The organism is Chthoniobacter sp. (assembly GCF_040003245.1).
Taxonomy (GTDB): domain Bacteria; phylum Verrucomicrobiota; class Verrucomicrobiia; order Chthoniobacterales; family Chthoniobacteraceae; genus Chthoniobacter.
On record NZ_JBDUCX010000001.1, the window covers coordinates 48,226 to 63,835 of the forward strand.

Annotated in this window: 14 protein-coding genes; 10 read left to right on the forward strand and 4 right to left on the reverse strand. The window is 62.1% G+C overall.

All coding sequences use genetic code 11. From position 1 onward, the window contains the following. Positions 1–49: 49 nt before the first annotated feature. Both bcp and ABJF10_RS00205 read right to left on the reverse strand, forming a co-directional pair. Positions 50–523, reverse strand: a complete 474-nt coding sequence (gene bcp / locus ABJF10_RS00200; protein ID WP_348542482.1) for a thioredoxin-dependent thiol peroxidase — start codon at positions 521–523, stop codon at positions 50–52. Continuing rightward, entirely contained in the window at positions 520–2,541 is a 2,022-nt protein-coding gene (locus ABJF10_RS00205; RefSeq protein ID WP_348542483.1) for an adenylate/guanylate cyclase domain-containing protein, read from the reverse strand. The genes bcp and ABJF10_RS00205 overlap by 4 nt, the downstream gene beginning before the upstream one ends. Before the next feature lie 139 nt (positions 2,542–2,680). Between ABJF10_RS00205 and ABJF10_RS00210 the strand changes: the two genes are divergently transcribed. Continuing rightward, positions 2,681–3,520 carry a FecR domain-containing protein gene (locus ABJF10_RS00210; RefSeq protein WP_348542484.1) on the forward strand — a complete coding sequence of 280 codons (840 nt, stop codon included), beginning with the start codon at positions 2,681–2,683 and terminating at the stop codon, positions 3,518–3,520. A 13-nt stretch (positions 3,521–3,533) separates the two neighbouring features. Next, complete coding sequence (locus ABJF10_RS00215) at positions 3,534–4,421, forward strand: outer membrane beta-barrel protein (protein ID WP_348542485.1); 888 nt, start codon at positions 3,534–3,536, stop codon at positions 4,419–4,421. Here ABJF10_RS00215 and ABJF10_RS00220 read toward each other — a convergent pair. Continuing rightward, complete coding sequence (locus ABJF10_RS00220) at positions 4,418–6,292, reverse strand: hypothetical protein (protein ID WP_348542486.1); 1,875 nt, start codon at positions 6,290–6,292, stop codon at positions 4,418–4,420. The genes ABJF10_RS00215 and ABJF10_RS00220 overlap by 4 nt on opposite strands. Before the next feature lie 71 nt (positions 6,293–6,363). Between ABJF10_RS00220 and pgsA the strand changes: the two genes are divergently transcribed. The 7 genes from pgsA (at position 6,364) to ABJF10_RS00255 (ending at position 13,608) form a co-directional block, all read left to right on the forward strand. Next, positions 6,364–7,002, forward strand: coding sequence for a CDP-diacylglycerol--glycerol-3-phosphate 3-phosphatidyltransferase (pgsA, locus tag ABJF10_RS00225; RefSeq protein ID WP_348542487.1), 639 nt, complete (start codon positions 6,364–6,366; stop codon positions 7,000–7,002). 183 nt (positions 7,003–7,185) lie between these two features. Continuing rightward, entirely contained in the window at positions 7,186–8,667 is a 1,482-nt protein-coding gene (gene der, locus ABJF10_RS00230; RefSeq protein WP_348542488.1) for a ribosome biogenesis GTPase Der, read from the forward strand. A 661-nt stretch (positions 8,668–9,328) separates the two neighbouring features. Then, the gene (locus ABJF10_RS00235) at positions 9,329–10,018 is read left to right on the forward strand and encodes a hypothetical protein (RefSeq protein ID WP_348542489.1); all 690 of its coding nucleotides are present in this window, start codon (positions 9,329–9,331) and stop codon (positions 10,016–10,018) included. Between the two features lie 4 nt (positions 10,019–10,022). Next, a complete protein-coding gene (locus ABJF10_RS00240) occupies positions 10,023–10,328 on the forward strand; it encodes a transcriptional regulator (protein ID WP_348542490.1) in 306 nt (101 codons plus the stop codon). Positions 10,329–10,379: 51 nt separating this feature from the next. Beyond that, positions 10,380–11,243 (forward strand): 4-hydroxy-3-methylbut-2-enyl diphosphate reductase, encoded by an 864-nt coding sequence (ispH, locus tag ABJF10_RS00245; RefSeq protein WP_348542491.1) that lies wholly within the window; start codon positions 10,380–10,382, stop codon positions 11,241–11,243. Between the two features lie 5 nt (positions 11,244–11,248). Then, on the forward strand, positions 11,249–12,811 hold the full coding sequence (locus ABJF10_RS00250) for a DUF4173 domain-containing protein (protein WP_348542492.1): 1,563 nt from the start codon (positions 11,249–11,251) through the stop codon (positions 12,809–12,811). Then, the gene (locus ABJF10_RS00255) at positions 12,808–13,608 is read left to right on the forward strand and encodes a ferritin-like domain-containing protein (RefSeq protein WP_348542493.1); all 801 of its coding nucleotides are present in this window, start codon (positions 12,808–12,810) and stop codon (positions 13,606–13,608) included. The genes ABJF10_RS00250 and ABJF10_RS00255 overlap by 4 nt, the downstream gene beginning before the upstream one ends. Here ABJF10_RS00255 and ABJF10_RS00260 read toward each other — a convergent pair. After that, the gene (locus ABJF10_RS00260; protein WP_348542494.1) at positions 13,527–13,982 is read right to left on the reverse strand and encodes a hypothetical protein; all 456 of its coding nucleotides are present in this window, start codon (positions 13,980–13,982) and stop codon (positions 13,527–13,529) included. The two genes, ABJF10_RS00255 and ABJF10_RS00260, sit on opposite strands and share 82 nt — an antisense overlap. A gap of 195 nt (positions 13,983–14,177) precedes the next feature. Here ABJF10_RS00260 and ABJF10_RS00265 point away from each other — a divergent pair, with 195 nt between their 5' ends. Next, positions 14,178–15,602, forward strand: a complete 1,425-nt coding sequence (locus ABJF10_RS00265; protein ID WP_348542495.1) for a Gfo/Idh/MocA family oxidoreductase — start codon at positions 14,178–14,180, stop codon at positions 15,600–15,602. Positions 15,603–15,610: the final 8 nt, after the last annotated feature.

A 15,610-nucleotide genomic window follows, 5' to 3' on the forward strand; every position in this document is an offset into this window, starting at 1 on the left:
ATATTTCCGTTCAGTAAGTTAGGAGGACGTAATTTATTGGAATTAAATTTTACAGGGCTGCCAGAATCAGGTCCGTATGTTCCTCCGGCTTCACCTTGCGGAAGATGGCCTTGATCTTCCCATCCGGTCCGATGACGAACGTGGATCGCTCGGTGCCCATGTACTTGCGGCCATACATGCTCTTCTCCACCCACACACCGTAGGCTTCGACGATCGTCTTGTCCTCGTCGCTGATCAGCGGAAAGGGGAGGGAGTACTTGGTGACGAACTTGGTGTGGCTCTTCGCCGAGTCGATGCTGACGCCGAAGACGACGCACCGGCCGGTGAATTCCTTCCACGCGTCGCGCAGGGTGCAGGCCTGCTTGATACAGCCCGGCGTGTCGTCCTTGGGGTAGAAGTAGAGGATGATCGTCTGGCCTTTGAAGGCGCTGAGCTTGACGGGTTCCCCCCAGCCGTAGGTGCCGCCGACGGCGGTGGCAGTGAAAGTGGGGGCTTGGTCGCCGGGTTGCAATTCTTTGCTCATTTGCTCTTCATTTCATATACGCCCTTCCATGGCGGTTCGGGCGGATTTGCCTGCAGTGTGATCGTGCGCCAGAGGAAAACTTTGGACAGGGCATCGCCCGGCGCCTGCTCGAGAATGTCGCGCCAGATTTTTTCCGCAGCGAGGAAGTCACCCGCGCGATACAGCCTCATCGCCTCTTCGTGGAGCGGCAGCCACGGCAACTCCGCTTCCCCGCGTTTGCCGAGGACGGTGAAGATTTCCACCGGCTTCGTCTTGCCCTTCACGACGATCAAATCGACCGAGCGCAGGACGAACTGGTCGCGCACGAGGGCGGCGGCCTTTTCGCCGACACAAAGATCGAGGTGATACTTCTTGGTCGCTCCTTCGAGCCGCGAACCGAGATTCACCGCATCGCCGATGACGGAGACTTCCATCTTCGCTTCACAGCCGAGGTTGCCGACGATGGCGTCGCCGTGGTTGACGCCGAAGCCGACCTGCATTTCCGGCATCCCGCGCCCCCGCCAGTCGGTATTGAGTTTGGCGAGAGCCTCACGCATCTGCAGGACGGCGGTAATGGCGCGCGCGGTGTCGACGGATGGGCCATTCGAGACGATGCTTCCCCAGTGGGCCATCACCGCGTCGCCCATAAATTTGTCGAGAGTGCCATGGTTGGCGAAGACAATCGCAACCATTGCCTCGAAGTATTCGTTAAGCTGTGTGACCAAGGCATGTGGGTCGGCGCTTTCCGTGAGCGTGGTGAAACTGCGGACGTCAGAAAAGAGCACGGTGATTTCTCTGCGCTCACCCCCTAGCGAGTTGAGAAAGCTTTGCCGATTGTCGAGTACTTCGCGGACTACGTCCTTGGAGACATAGCGTTCCAAAGTGCGGCGAAAGCGCTGTCGCTCCGCCCGATCGAGCACCTGTTCCCACGCTGACCACACGATCCCGCTGGTGGCAAGGGCCAGCAGCGGGCTCAACAAGGAGGGAAGGATATCGAAGTTGTTCGCGAGGTTCTGGGCGATCTCGTAGTAGCCCAGCATCGCGACCGCGAGAGTCAGGAGGCGCAGGATCGGGCGGCGCACGAAGGCGCCCAGCAGCCACGCAAAAAGTCCACCGGCCACGATCAGTGCGACATTCGCTTTTTTGGAAAGCTCCGTGACAAAATCTCCCTTCAACACGGCATTGATGGCGTTGAGGTGAATGTTGACGCCGTAGGTGCTGCCGTACGGCGTTTGAATACGATCTTCGGACGCCTGCTGGGTATCGCCAATGACGATGATCTTGTCGCGGAAGAGTTCGCCCCCATTGTAAGGCGGCGCGTTCCATTGCACATCGACAAAGATGTCCACCAAGGACCGTGGCGCGATTTCCTCGGAGTAGCGGCACATCACGGGATGATGTCCGGGCGGAATGCGACTGAGCAGCCCGGCTTTCTCCAAGCCGCGGGCGCTCAGGGAATAAATCTCCCCTGGGCTGCTGCCGGGAAGTGTGCCGAAGAATTCCTCGGCGCTGGTTCGATAGTAGACGTGGCGCACCAGCCCGTCTGGATCGGGATGCACGTTGACGAATCCCACCCACGAGGGGCCGTCGGCCGGCGGTAGCAGCTTTTTCGCCGGAAGAATGTGCCGCTTATCGACGAGATTGGAGCCGATGACCGCTTTGTCGCGATGCCGGAGCAAGGCGGCTCGAAAAGCATCGTCTCCGGGCTTTTCGGTGGGGACGAGCACGTCGAAGATGATGGCGCTGGCCCCGGCGTCGGACAGTCGGTCGATGATGTCGGCGTAAACCTGCCGGTCCCAAGGCCAGCCTTTCTTCATGAGGCGAAGCGTTGCCGATTTCTCAAGATCATCGGCGAAAAGCGCGTCGAGCGAACGAGTGGCCTCATCGATACTCAAGAGCACGATGCGGGGGTCGGCCGGGGACCTGCGCGCGGTCGAATTCGTGAGCAGCCAATCGCGACTGCTTTGCTCGACGTTTTCGAGGAGCCACTCGTTCATATAAAGGAGAGCCACGATGGCCGTGCAAATGAGGCAGATCATCGTGAGAGTGCGATGATGAGAGTGAAGCCTCAGAAACATGGGGCACGTAAATAGCCGGTGCCGGGCTGGCGACAACGCTGGAATTGGCCCGGATATTGCGGCTTGACCTTCTTATGGTCGCCGAAGACTCTCCCGCGCCGTGTTCGTAATCCGTAATTTGCCGCTCAATACGAAGGTTGTTGTCGCTGCCGTTGTGCTGGCTTCGGTGGGCTTTCTGCATAGTGCGGAGCCGTTGGCCTCGGCTACCGTGACCCGGGTGGAAAACCAGGTCAGCTACGGCAAGGTCATCGGCGACAAGAGTGAGACGCGTCCGGCGGCGCCCAATGACGTGGTCAAGTCGACCAATTTCCTGATGTCGGAGACGGACTCCCGGGCGGAGTTGAAATACGACGACGGCACGATCGTCCGCATCGGGCAGAACACGATCTTCTCCTTTGAGGCCAACACGCGGACGCTGAACCTGAAGAAGGGTACTTTTGTTTTCTACATGCCCAAGGGCAAGGGCGGTGGGACGATCAAAACGCCCAGCTTCACGGCGGCCATCACGGGGACGATCGGCAAGGTCTCGGACAACATCATCGCCATCATCGAAGGCGAGATCACGCTGGTGCCCTCCGGCAAGAAGGTTTCGCAGGGCTTCTTCGCGCGGGTCAATCCGGATGGAACGATCGAGATTCTCCCGTTTGATCTGACCAAAGCCTTCGACGGCAAGCTGATGACCTTCAATGGCCCGTTGCCCGGCCTCCCCGCGTCGACGGGGTCGACCTACGCGGCCCTGCTCGCGGCCTTTCAGGCGCTTGGAATCCAAGGTTCGTTCGATAGCGTCAACACACAGCCGTCCGCTGTATTGCGGTTTACCGGTATCCAAGGACCGACGCCCACTCCGACGCCGAGGGTAACCCATGTGACTACTCCGGCGCCGACGCCCGTACCGGCGACGCCCACTCCGCCTATCTCCACTTTCCCGAGCGGCGATTGAGCATTCCTTGAAGATGAAAGCGCGCCTCATTCCATCGCTCCTTTTGTTCATCGGCGTTTGCGGCCATGTGCTCGCGCAGGATGGCAAGACCTACACCTATCACACCAAGGGCTCGCTTGCGCAGAACTCCCGGCAAAGTGCGCAGGAGATCGAGGACATCGGCGAGATCGATGAAAAGGGCAGCAGCACCCCGTTCCGCGAAAAGCTGCGGTTCAACGTGGACGTGCGTTCGGCCTACACGACCAACGCTCTGCTGCAGGGCAACCATGGCAGCAGTGACGTCATCTTCCTGCCTACGATCGAAGCGGGCTTCCACACGGCGCTGAACAAATACGTCAACTTCGACCTCGATACGAAAGTGGAGTCGGCTATCTACTCCAAGTTTCAGGACCACGGCTTCGTCGGCTATAGCGCCCAGGCGACGCTGGACTACCACATCAGAGAAGGGCTGCCGCGCTTCTACACCACCATCGAACCCTATCGCTACGAAAGCTTCGACACCGGCCAGTTGCAGACCGAGGCCGTCGGCTTCACCGGTGGCACCGATTGGGGCATCGCGTTCAACGGCGGACGGACGCTGGGCTTCGTGGGCTACAGCTTCACGGAGTATGTTTCCGACCCGACCATCGACACGCGCCAGGCGCATCGCATCGTGGCCGGCTTCGCGCATCAAATCCGCTCCAACCTCACGGCCCAGCTATACTACGTCTACCAGTACAGCAACTACACGGATTTCGACCGGAGCGATTCCCAGCACACGGTTGCGGGAAACCTGATTTATCAATTCAACGACCACTGGTACGGCAGTCTGACGACGAGCTTCATTAATAACGACTCCTCCCAGGATCACGTCTCGTACCAGAGCTTCAGCACCGCGCTGGGACTCTCGTTCCACTTCTAAGCGCCGCTGGCGCCCACGGAAAAGCAGGTGCCTTCACGACGCAGGTCGCGGGCGGCGGAGACGATGCCCGGCCAGTCTTCGAGCAGCAGACCGTAGCTGCCGATCAGCTGTTGCATCAGGCCGCGGTTTTCGTCGCTGGTGCGCCCGGCCTTCAACGCGTAGGGGATGTCGAAGTCTTCCTGCTGCATGGCCTCGCGGGTGTGATCGAGGAAATCCTGCAGGTCGCGCCGCCAGAATTCCGGGGCGTCGGTTTCGGTGCGCAACGATTCCTCCAGCGCCATGATCTTGCGACTCTCGTGCTCGAGGACGATGTGATGGAACGCCTCGCGAAAATCGGCCGCGGACTGGGCGGCAAATTCGGTGAGATGACGCCCCAGTTTCTGCAGGCGAATAGCGCTATCGAATAGCTCGCCGGACTGGTGGCGGGACAGGATAGCCTGCACCATTTGTGCGAACTCGAACACCGCCGCGCGATCCTCCGGGTTGAGATCGCCGGAATCGTGATGGACGGACAACGGGAGATGCCCGGAGATCGAGCCCGCGCAGCACTTCCACGTCGCAGTGCTGAAGACCATGCTTTCCGCGGGCAACACGGGAAAGAAAGGCGGCAGCAACTCGCGATGATCGAGCCCGATGGCCATGCCCGGTGCGACGCTGTCATCGCCCAGCGACGGCACCCGTGGACGCGCGAGGACACTGCGGCTGGCCAGGCTCGCGGGGGATTCCTCTGCCGATTTTGTGAGGCGTTCGCGGTTCCGGCCTTTGTGGAAGTAGTCGAAGCAGGAGGCTGGCAGTTCGGGGTCCCCGACGCAGCCCATGAACGTGGTGCGGACCCGGGCGGTGCCGGCTTCCAGCCTGCGGAGCAGTCCGAGCCCTACGTTGGAGACGTCCCCTTCGGCCGCACCCATGCCGGTGAGCAAAGCGCCCAGATCGCGACCGAGCAGTTTTTCATGCTCGGCGAGATAATCGCGCGGTTCAAAGTTCACGGCCTCGAGCGCGCTGCCGCGATCAGCGAAGACCCAGCGCTCGTAGGGATCGCCATTCGAGAACAACGCGAGGCGCGCGTCCGCCGGCGGAGCGGAGGCGAACTCGCAGAGCACATCGTCGTCCACGCTCGAGAGCATGGCGCCCGCCTCGTGCAGCAGCAGCGCATTGCGATTGGCCCCACGGGCGAAGCCTGTCCCCAGCGGATCGAACAGCCCGAACTCCAGTGCTTCCGGCCGGCATCCGCTGCGGCGCAAGAGTTCCGCGGCAAAGCGCCGCTTTTCCTGCTCGCCCAGATAACGGACGGTCACGCCGAGATCGCCACCCAGTTCCCCTGCCTGCCCGCGGAGACGTCCTCGCTGTGCAGGCTCTGTCGAGCTATCGGCAACCAGGAAATCCACGGTGCGCCCATGCGTGCGCACGTTTTCGACAAAGCTGCGAAAGGAGCGCAACAGCCTCGCTCCGCGATCTCCCCCCGTGGAGAAGCCGATCGCGCTGATCTTCGCCGGCTCCGCGTGGGGATCGCCAATGGCCGATGCGCGAGCGTGCAGTTGCTCGCGCGAGAGGAGCATCCCGGCCTCCGTCAACTTTGGCAGCCACGAGCGCAACGCCTCGATTTCCAGGCTGCCCCACGCATGCTTTTCCGCGTACTGGGCGATGTGCACAGGCAGCGAACGAAACGCCGTGCAGCCCAGCGCAAAATCCACGACGAAGGACGGCACCAGCGCCGGCACCCGGTCGCGCACATAGATCGAATGCACCTCCTCACCGGCAGCGAAGGCGGCAAACGGCGCCTGCCGCCAGAGACCCTGCGGCTCATCGGCCGGCGTCGTCGCGGCTGCCCCAGGCGTCGATGTCGTGTTTTTGAAAAGGGAGAGGAGGCCCATCGGTGTGCGCATTCAAAGGCCAAGGCGCGATTGCCTTCCAGCCGCAATTCCCGTTCCATGTTCGCGGCCCCATGACCACGGCGAACAAAATCACCATCACGCGGATTCTCCTGATCCCCGTCTTCGTGATGATGGCCATCTACTACGGCCGCAGCGTGCAGCGCGGGGAGCCGCAGGAATGGGAGCGCTGGACGGCCATCGGCATCTTCGTCCTCGCCGCGGCCAGCGATGGCATCGACGGGTATATCGCCCGGCGCTTCAACCAGCGCAGCCGGCTCGGCGTGGTGCTCGACCCCATCGCGGACAAGGGACTGCTCCTCACCGGGATCATCACGCTCAGCCTTTCCAATTGGGCCTACGAATTTCCCGTGTGGTTCGCCGTGCTCGTCGTGTCACGCGATGCCGTGATCGTCATCGGCGCGCTCACCCTGCATTTCCTCAATGGCACCGTGTCCGTTCGCCCGACCTGGATGGGCAAGACCGCGACCGCGCTGCAGATGATCGCGATCGGGGTCTACATGCTCCAATACAACCCATTCCAAAAGAACCTCGTCGTCGGCCGCTGGAACCTCGACGTGGCCTTTCTCGATATTCCCGTCTGGCTGGCGGGCATCTTCACTTTGCTCTCCGGGATAGGCTATGTGGCCCAAGGTGTTGCGCAGATGCATCATCACGGGCACCCGGATCCCAAGGATCCGAATGAGATTTGAGAAGAAGTGGATAGGGGATGGTGGACAGTTGATAGCCGTCGTTCGTTAGGCGTGGACGTCCGCCGCGAAGCAAGCCTTGCCCCATCGGCGGATAGCCATCACCTTGTGGCCGACAGCCCGGCGGCGTTCGCACGCGGAGAAACCGGCTATCCACTATCCACTCTCAACCATCCACTTTCCCCAATGCCCCGCACCGTAGCCATCGTCGGCCGACCCAATGTCGGCAAATCCGCCATCTTTAATCGCCTGGCCGGGCGCAAGATTTCCATCGTGCACGATATGCCAGGCGTCACTCGCGACCGCATCGTCTCGAGCTGCAAACTCGGCAACTACCCCTTCGAGATCATCGATACCGGCGGCATTGGAGCGAACGTCGACGCCAATTTCACCGGCCAGGTGCGCGCGGAAGTGGAGATCGCCCTCGCGGCGGCCGATGTCCTGCTCTTCGTCGTCGACGGGCAGGATGGCCTCACGCCCCTGGATGAGGACCTCGCCCGGATGCTGCGCCGCGCCGACAAGCCCCTGCTGCTGGCCATCAATAAGATCGACGTCGATCAACACGAGACTCGCGCCGCCGAGTTCACGCGCATGGGCTTTCCCGATTCCATCGCGATCAGCGCCGAGCATAATCGCGGCTTCCTCCCGATGGTCGCCTGGCTGGAACGCCTGCTGCCGCCGTCCGTTTACGCCGAAGAGGCCGCGGCGGCGCTGGCGGCGCCGATCAAGATCGCCATCGTCGGCCGGCCGAATGTCGGCAAGTCCTCGCTGACCAATGCCATTCTGCACGATGAGCGCACGCTCGTCTCGCCGATCAGCGGCACCACGCGCGACGCCATCGACATCCCCTACGAGCGCCACGGCCAGAGCTACGTGCTCATCGATACCGCCGGCATTCGCCCGCGCGGCAAGGTGGACAATACCGTCGAAGTCTTCAGCGTCATGCGCAGCGAGACCAGCATCCGCCGCGCGGACATCTGCTGCCTCGTGATCGATGCCACCATGGGCGTCACCGCGCAGGACAAAAAGATCGCCGGCATGATCCAGGAAGCGAACAAGCCGTGCGTCGTCGCCCTCAATAAGTGGGATCTCATCAAGGACCGCACCGACGGCAAGGAAGAGCTCAAGGAAGTCCTCGAGGAGATGCGTTCCGAGCTGTTCTTCATCCCCTACGCGCCCGCGATGCTGGTCAGTGCCAAGACCGGCGCCGAACTCACGCGCCTGTTCAAGACCATCGAGCGCATCCGCACCGAAGCGCAGTTCCGCATCGGCACCGGCGTGCTCAATCGTCTGCTCGCCGAGGCCATCGCCGGCCACCCGCCCGCGATCCAGAGCGGCAAGCGCCTGAAGATCCTCTTCGGCACGCAGCCCGATCGTCCGTCCGGAAAAGTCATCCCTCTTCCGGAGTTCGTGCTCTTCGTGAACGACGAGAAGCTCCTCGATCAAAGTTACCGCCGCTACCTCGACACGCAGCTGCGCGAGAAGGCGCCCTACACCGGCCTGCCGATCCTCCTCCATCTCCGCGCCCGCACCCCGCGCGACAAGGCCAACGAAACGCGCGGCCAGAAGTTCGGCCGGCATCCCGAGACCGGAGGCAAGCCTCCGAGCGGCCCGCGGAAGCACTCGAATAAGAAGGCCAACAAACCCAAGCGCCGCCTCGGCGGGTAGGCTGGCTCTCCAATAGAGGCTGTGGTATTCCGCAGTCGCCGACGGCCGAGGCTAAATGCCATTTAATGGCATTACGTCCGCGCCTCGCAACGTGAGCGTCGGTGTCGGCTGGGAAAAAATTTGGACCTTTACCAGCCTTGACCGGCCTTGACTGGGCTTTACCAGCCTATTCTTACTCTGGTCCGATCAAGGCTCGGTAAACAGTTCTGGCGAGCCGATCGCCAATGGGACCTCGCCTTATTATTGCATATTACTTGCATCAAAAATCCTTGGTGCATAGCCCGCACGCCGCTTCGCCGCCGTAGTCTCACCAACTCATCGGATTACCGAAGTAAATCGTAGCAAGAGCGTCGGCAAGGATGGGTTCGGCAAAACCGGCGCAAGTGTGAAAACAAGCCGCCCTCCTCGCGGGTCATTCTAAGCGGAGTGTAACGCAGTCGAAAGCCGAGCGCAGCGAGACGCCTATGGGACTGCGGGGCAAACCCCGTCGTCCAGCCAGCGACATCGCTAGTAGAGCGACGGGATCCTTCGACTTCGCTCAGGATGACATAAAGGAGAACGTCGTGACTATGCGCGGAAGCGCATCCTTGCGAACCGGAGTCGAAGAATTTTCCGTAACTTTGTCTTGCAAAGTAATACTTTGCCACGCAAAGTGCCCCGCATGCCGACCGCCACCGAAGCCGAGGAACACCTGCGCGTCATTCGTTCGCTCATGGAGAAGGCGACGATTTATCGGGCCATCTCTGCTCCCTCAGCTCTCGTCGGCGGCATTTGCTCCACTGGCTTTGGTGGGTGGCTGTGGTTTCAGTGGCGGCCGTTGCCGCAGGGGATCGAAGAGGTGGCGTTTGCCCATTGGTTCTTTTTCGGCTGGATGGCGGTCCTTCTTCTCACTATTACCGCCAACGCGCTTTTCATTTGGCGCGCCGCCCGCGAGCGTAGTGAACCCTTCATCTCGCCGGCCATGCGCAAGGCGCTATGGGCGCTTTTTCCGCCTGTGCTTTGCGGGGCCGTGTTTACTTTTGCCTCTCTCTTTTTAGGAAGTGTGAGCGCGCGTTGGAACTTACCGCCAATTTGGATGGTCTTTTATGGACTCGGGTTGCTGGCTACGGCCCAATTTGCTCCCAAATCCATTCCCATCCTGGGTTGGTTTTTCCTCGTGGCGGGCTTTCTTTCCTTCGGGTTCGACCATTGGCTGGAGTTGACGCGTATGCTGGGGCACGGTGAAACACATCGACCCACCGCAGCCAACCTTTTGATGGTCGCCACCTTCGGCGGCTTTCACCTGATCTACGCCGCCTGCACCTGGCCGCGCCGGGCGTCGGCGCCCGCCACCTTGAGCAGCACGCCGTGAACCGATGTTCGACTTCGATAAACTCGACAAGCTCATCCATGAAAAGGGCCGCCTCGGAATCATGACGCTCCTCGCCACCCGACCCAGTTGGTCTTTTCAGGATTTGAAAGCCGAACTGGCCTTGAGCGACGGCAATCTCATCACGCACCTGCGAACCTTGCACGACAACGGCTACGTGACCGTGACCAAGGAACTCAAGGAAGTGCGGGAACGCCCGCAGACCACCTACGCGCTGACCGACAAGGGCCGCCAATCGTTTCAAGAGTACCTGACCATCCTCGAACAGATCGTCAAAGCCGGCCGACCGTAAAATTTTTTACCCTCAAGCTTTGTCGCACAAAGTTACTTCCGAAATCCTATTATGAAAATCCAACTCGCAGAACACTACGGCCTTTGTTTCGGCGTGCGCGACGCCATCGCCCAAGCCGAGGAACTGGCGGGGCGCGCTCCGCTCACCATCCTCGGCGAACTCGTCCACAACCCCATCGTCCGCGAACGCCTGATGCGACAGGGCGTGCGCGAAGGCGCGCTGCACGATGCCGATTCCGCGCAGACGCCGCAGGTGATGATCACCGCGCACGGCGCTTCCGACAAGGCTCGCACCGAATGGCGCAACGCGGGGTTTGGCGTGGCGGATGGCACGTGCCCGCTGGTGCGGCAGGCGCACGAGAAACTACGCACGTTGGTGGAACTCGGTTTTGCGCCGGTGGTCATTGGCAAACGCGGGCATGTGGAAGTAGAAGGGCTGACCGGCGACTTCCCCGGGACGTGCATCATCGAGAGCGCGGACGACCTCGCGCAGTTGCCACACGCGGAGCGCCTCGGCGTCATCTCCCAGACGACGCAGCCTTTGGACAAAGTGCTCGCGCTGGTCGCGGCCATCCGCGACGCGCGACCGGCGAGCGAAGTGCGCTTTTGCGATACCGTCTGCCAGCCGACGAAGAATCGCCAGACGGCCCTGCGCAAGCTCCTCGCCGAGTGCGACACGCTGGTGGTGGTGGGCGGACGCAACAGCAACAACACGCTCCAACTGGTCGCCGCCGCCGCCGTCGCGGGGCGCGCCGTGTATCACGTCGAGCGCGCGGAGGAATTGCGGGCGGAATGGTTTCGCGAGGCGCAAGTCGTGGGTCTCACCGCCGGCACCAGCACGCTGAAGGAAACGGTCGCCACGGTGCGCACGCGTCTCGAGGTCATCGCCGCCACATTTTCCGTCACCACCCACTGATTCACATGAACTCATCCACCTCCGATCTCCCTCTCGACGCCGCGCCCCCTCTGCCGAATGAACGCATCTGGCCCGCGCTCACCATCGCTCCGCTCCTGGTCTTGATGGCGGATTATCTCTTCTGGCGCCCGACGCCCGGTCTCCCCTTTGGACTGTATTTCTGCCTGGCGGCGATCGTCGTCCTCTTCCTGCATGCGCCTGCGGGCCGACGGCGGCGACCGGCCATCGCCTGCGGGTTGATGTTCCTGGCGTCCGTCGCCACGGCGTTGGAAACGTCGTTGACCAACACGATCGTCCTCGCGGCCTTGCTCGCGGTCGTCGTCGGTGAGAGTTGCTATCGGGAAGTTGTCGGCACGGCCTGGGCGCGCTGGTCGGAAGCGCTGGCCGGGTGGCTTTGCTCGCTCGGGCGCTGGCCCTGGTTTTTTCGCCGGCTCTCTTCCAGCGCTCTGGTGAGTGTCGGCTTGAGCAAGGCCAATACCGACGTCGTGGCGCGCTCGTTGCAGGCGATTGCGCCTGCCGCGTGCCTGGGGATCGTCTTCCTCGTCGTCTTTCAAATGGGCAACGCGGTATTCAGTCAATTCTGCGGCCGCATCTCCAACGCGGTGCTCGAGTGGATTCAGAATTTCGACTTCTCCTTCGGACACCTCGTCTTTTGGCTGGCCATCAGCACCGTGGCCCTCGTGCTCGTGCAGCCCCGCAAGCCCGGGGCGCAGCCGCGCTTTTGGACGCGGCAATGGTCGCGCGTTGTCCGCACGGACCGGACGGTGGCTGTGTGGCAGAGCCGCTTCATCCTCTTCGTGCTCAACGCGCTGTTTTTCACGGTGAACACGATCGATGTCTCGTACCTCTGGCAGCACGCGAAACTGCCCGAAGGCGTCTCCTTCAGCCAATTCGTGCACAGCGGAGTTTACAGCCTCATCTTCGCCGTGCTGCTTTCCGCCGTGGTGCTGGCGGCGATGTTCCAGCAGTCGCTCGACATCGCCCGGGGCCGTGGATTGAAGGCGCTCGCGCTGCTCTGGATCGGCCAAAACCTCCTGCTGATCGCGGGCGTCGTCTTGCGGCTGAAACTGTATGTCGACGCCTATCAGCTCTCGGAGTTGCGCGTCTATGTGGGATGCTTCCTCCTGCTGGTGACCTGCGGCTTCGTCCTGCTCGCGTGGCATGTGGTCCGCGAAGGGAGCTTGAACGGGCTCATCTTTCGCAACGTGCTGGCCATCTTCACGCTCTTCTTCGTGCTGCAATTCCTGGATGTGGCCGGTTTTGTCGCCGAGTTCAATGTCGGCCAGTGGCGGAGTAACCGGTCACGCACGCTGGACTTCAAGTACCTCGAGTCGCTTGGGCCGGGTGGTTGGGCGGCCCTCTGCTCCGTGGCCTCCACCACGGATCGGGTGACCTCCGACGTAATCGAGGCCAGGGAACGGGTCGTGCGACTGGCGGGCGCGGAAATCGAGCGCCGGGCTCAGTCCGACTGGCGCTCCTACCAATCCCGCCGGGCCAGTGCGGGCCAACAAGTCATCCGAACCGCAGCCCGAGTCGACGCCGCTGTGATTTTCACCCTCGCTTTATGAACTACCCACATTGGATCCGTCACTTCCGCGCCAATCGTCTTCATCGTCGTGAACCCGATTGGAGCGCACCCTTCACCATGCCCGAGGAGAAGCGCCGCCTGCTCGCGCTTTCGCTCGCGGAGTATCAACTCGGCGACGGCGGCGGCGAATGTTGCCTGGTGGCGCGCGATGCCGAGCGCTATCGCGGCTCGGCGGAAGAGGCGCGCACGGTCGTCGACCTTTGGTTTGCCGAGGAGCGCGAACACTCGCGGCTCCTCGCTTGCGCCGTGGAGCGGGTGCAGGGGACTTTCGTGACCAGCACTTTTGGCTTCGAGTTGTTTTATGCCATTCGCCGCCGTCTCGGGGTGCAGTTTGAGATGCTGGTGCTGCTGGTCGTGGAAATTGTCAGCACCGGCTATTACCGCGTCATTCGGCGTCACGTGGGAGATCAGCCGATCGCCGACATGTGTCAGCTCATCCTGCGCGATGAAGCGCGACACATTGATTTTCATCGCGACCGCCTCGCGTCCCGTCATCCGCGAGGCATGAGCTTCGCGTGGGCGTGCGGGTTTCGACTGCTCGGCGAGGCGTGTGTCTGGTTTCTGTGGCTCGGCCACGGTCGCGCGTTGCAGGCACTGGGCGGCCGGCGCGCGGAGCTTTTCGCGCATCTGCGTCGAGGGCAGACGGCGTTCCTGCGGGAACTGGATTACCGGATCAAATCCGCCCGGACCGATCCCTACGGCACCTTGGCGCTCTTGCGCCAATTCAAGGCATCGAGCTCGGGCTCGTCCTTGGTGACGGCGGGCCAGGTAAAGTGACAGGCCTCGCAGTAGTATTCCTGCGCGATCACGCCGGTGGCGGCGACCAAGGCGGGCAGCGCGCCCATGATGGTGCGGCGGGAAAATTGCGGAAACTCGATGCGCGAGGAAGCGCACTCGGGGCACTTGATGGCCTGGCTGAGGGCGGGGTCGGCGTGTTCCCATTCGTCGAGCAAGGCGTGGGCGCGGCTCTCCTCGGTGGAGTGCACGCGGACCCGCATGTGGGCGCGCGGATGGAGGTTGAACAGCTTCCACTTCTGCTCGTGGGATTCGTCGTACACTTCCGCGTTGAGGCCGGCTTCGCGCAGGCGGGTGGCGGTGTGATCGGCGGGGTCGCGTTCGTTGAAAGTGGCAACGGTAATGAGCTGTTCCATAGGTATTCTAGTGGGAGTTCGGATTTGCTCGCCCTGACGTCCGTATAAAAAGTGGACACCCGTTCGGCGGCGGGTGCAAGCATTTCCCCAGCTACGGTTTTGCGTAAGCCGCCTCTAAGCTTGCGCTTGGGCCGCGGGTTGTGAAATGTGCCGCTCCCAACCAAAGCGCCATTCGCTTCGTTTCCCCACCTCATCATGAACTCTCCCTTCCTCCGTCCCAGCCGCCGTTCCTTCCTCAAGGGCCTCACCGCCACCACCGCCGGTGGCATCATCCTGCCGAATATCCTCACCCGCGCCGATGAAGTCCCCGCGAGCCGCAAGCTCGGCGTGGCGGCGATCGGCTGTGGAGGCAAGGGCGCGTCGGATCTCGAAGGGCTGTCGAAAGGCAACGAGGTCGTGGCGCTCTGTGACGTGGATGAAAAGACGCTGGCCAAGGCCGCGGAGAAATTTCCCAATGCGAAGCTGTTCCGCGACTTCCGCAAGATGCTCGACGAGGTGAAAGAAATCGAGGCGGTGACGGTGTCGACACCCGACCACGCGCACTATCCGGCGGCGATGCATGCCATCGCGGCGGGCAAGCACGTGTGTGTGCAAAAACCGCTGGTCAATACGCTGTGGGAAGCACGCGAACTGCACAAGGCGGCGAAGAAGAAGGGTGTGATCACGCAGATGGGCAACCAGGGCCACACCTACGACGACAACCGCGTGGTGAAGGAGTGGATCGCCGCCGGGGTGATCGGCAAGGTGAAGGAAGTCCACGTGTGGACGAACCGCCCCATCTGGCCGCAGGGCAAGGACGTCGTCTTCAAGCCTGCGGATGTGCCGGCGAATCTCGACTGGGAACTGTGGCTGGCGGCGACGCCGCACCATATGTATTCGCCCGACATTCATCCCTTCAAGTGGCGCGGCTTCATCGAATTCGGTGCGGGCGCCTTTGGCGACATGGGCTGCCATCTCATCGACGCCGCCTCGTGGGCGCTGGATCTCGGCGTGCCGCGCTATGTCACGGCGACGCAGGTGGACGAAATCACGGACACCGCGTGGCCCAAGGGCTCGATCGTGAAGATGGAATTCCCCGATGTGCGGGGCCACGGCGACATCACGCTCACTTGGTACGAAGGCAAGAAGGCCGACGGCACACCATACCTGCCGGACTTCCCCGAGGCGGTCGACCAGGCGGAAGCGTTCAAGGACAAGGACCCGAAGAAGGCGGGCAAGGTGTCGCCGGGCGGATGGTACATCGTCGGCAGCGAAGGGGTCATTTTCAATCCGCACGACCAGGCGAAGGAGCCGCAGATCTGGCCCAAGGCCCGGCGCGAAGCGATCATGGCGAGCCCCGTGGCGCAGACGCTGGAGCGCAGCCCGAAGGCCGGCGCTCCGCAGGAGGAATTCACGCTGGCGATCAAGAACGGCACGCCGTTCCGCTTCATGTCGCAGTTCGACTATTCGGTGCCGCTCACGGAGCTAACGCTCGTCGGTGGCCTGGCCATGCACTATCCCGGTGTGCGCATCGAGTGGGACGCGCTGAATCTCGAAGCGGTGGGCCTGCCCGAGGCCTCGAAGTTCATCAAACGCGCCGAGTATCGCAAGGGCTGGGAGTATTCCGCCGACAAGATCTAGGAAGAATA

Excerpts from the sequence above, each read along its gene's own strand:
- ABJF10_RS00240 (WP_348542490.1), top strand. The coding sequence starts at position 10,023 with ATGTTCGACTTCGATAAACTCGACAAGCTCATCCATGAAAAGGGCCGC.
- bcp (WP_348542482.1), bottom strand. The coding sequence starts at position 523 with ATGAGCAAAGAATTGCAACCCGGCGACCAAGCCCCCACTTTCACTGCC.
- ABJF10_RS00205 (WP_348542483.1), bottom strand. The coding sequence starts at position 2,541 with ATGATCTGCCTCATTTGCACGGCCATCGTGGCTCTCCTTTATATGAAC.
- pgsA (WP_348542487.1), top strand. The coding sequence starts at position 6,364 with ATGACCACGGCGAACAAAATCACCATCACGCGGATTCTCCTGATCCCC.
- ABJF10_RS00250 (WP_348542492.1), top strand. The coding sequence starts at position 11,249 with ATGAACTCATCCACCTCCGATCTCCCTCTCGACGCCGCGCCCCCTCTG.
- ABJF10_RS00235 (WP_348542489.1), top strand. The coding sequence starts at position 9,329 with ATGCCGACCGCCACCGAAGCCGAGGAACACCTGCGCGTCATTCGTTCG.
- ABJF10_RS00220 (WP_348542486.1), bottom strand. The coding sequence starts at position 6,292 with ATGGGCCTCCTCTCCCTTTTCAAAAACACGACATCGACGCCTGGGGCA.
- der (WP_348542488.1), top strand. The coding sequence starts at position 7,186 with ATGCCCCGCACCGTAGCCATCGTCGGCCGACCCAATGTCGGCAAATCC.
- ispH (WP_348542491.1), top strand. The coding sequence starts at position 10,380 with ATGAAAATCCAACTCGCAGAACACTACGGCCTTTGTTTCGGCGTGCGC.
- ABJF10_RS00260 (WP_348542494.1), bottom strand. The coding sequence starts at position 13,982 with ATGGAACAGCTCATTACCGTTGCCACTTTCAACGAACGCGACCCCGCC.
- ABJF10_RS00255 (WP_348542493.1), top strand. The coding sequence starts at position 12,808 with ATGAACTACCCACATTGGATCCGTCACTTCCGCGCCAATCGTCTTCAT.
- ABJF10_RS00215 (WP_348542485.1), top strand. The coding sequence starts at position 3,534 with ATGAAAGCGCGCCTCATTCCATCGCTCCTTTTGTTCATCGGCGTTTGC.
- ABJF10_RS00265 (WP_348542495.1), top strand. The coding sequence starts at position 14,178 with ATGAACTCTCCCTTCCTCCGTCCCAGCCGCCGTTCCTTCCTCAAGGGC.